The organism is Actinomycetota bacterium (assembly GCA_030019255.1).
Taxonomy (GTDB): Bacteria; Actinomycetota; Geothermincolia; order Geothermincolales; family RBG-13-55-18; genus Solincola_A.
Window position 1 is genome coordinate 1 of sequence record JASEFK010000034.1, and the last position, 716, is coordinate 716.

The 716-nt window shown below is 58.5% G+C and carries 1 protein-coding gene; it reads left to right on the plus strand.

The genetic code is table 11. The features are described from left to right. Positions 1-642, plus strand: a 642-nt coding sequence (locus tag QME84_12720) for a transposase (protein ID MDI6875126.1), incomplete at its 5' end; no start/stop codon positions are given. Positions 643-716 lie beyond the last annotated feature (74 nt).

The window sequence follows — 716 nt, forward strand, 5'->3', positions numbered from 1 at the left end:
TTCCGGGAGGTGGCCGAAAACCTCCGGGTCAAGGAGGTGAGACACGGGGGAAAGAGGTACATCGTCTGCCTGAACCCGGAGGAGGCGGAGCACGACCGGTTGAGCAGAAAGGCCATCCTCTCCGACCTTGAGAAAAAGCTCAAGGAAAGCCCCTCCTCCCTCGTCGGCAACTCCGGCTACCGCCGCTACCTGAAGCTGGGGCAGAAGCCCGAGATAGACTGGGACAAGGTCAGGGAGGAGGAGAGATACGACGGAAAGTGGGTCCTTCTCACCAACACCGACCTTTCAGCGGAGGAGGTGGCCATGCGCTACAAGGAGCTGTGGCGGGTGGAGAGGATCTTCCGGGAGGCCAAGGACACCTTGTCCACCCGGCCCATCTACCACAAGTACGACTCAACCATCGCCGGCCATGTCTTCTGCTCCTTCCTGGCCCTACTCATCATGCACGAGCTGAAGCGAAGGATCGACTTTCCCTGCGAGTGGAAGCACATCAAGCAAGACCTGGAGGCCCTCTACGAGATAGAGGTGGAGCAAGACGGAAGGAACTGGCTTCTCCGAAGCCCCCTTGAGGGTTGTGCGGGCAAGGTCTTCAAGGCTTGCGGTGTGGCCGTGCCGCCATCGGCGAGGTTGGTTGAGGTGTAGTGCCAAGCCAGGTTTTTCATGCCCAAAAATGCCCATCTACCTGGTATTTTGGAAATGCAACTGTAGAAGATGAG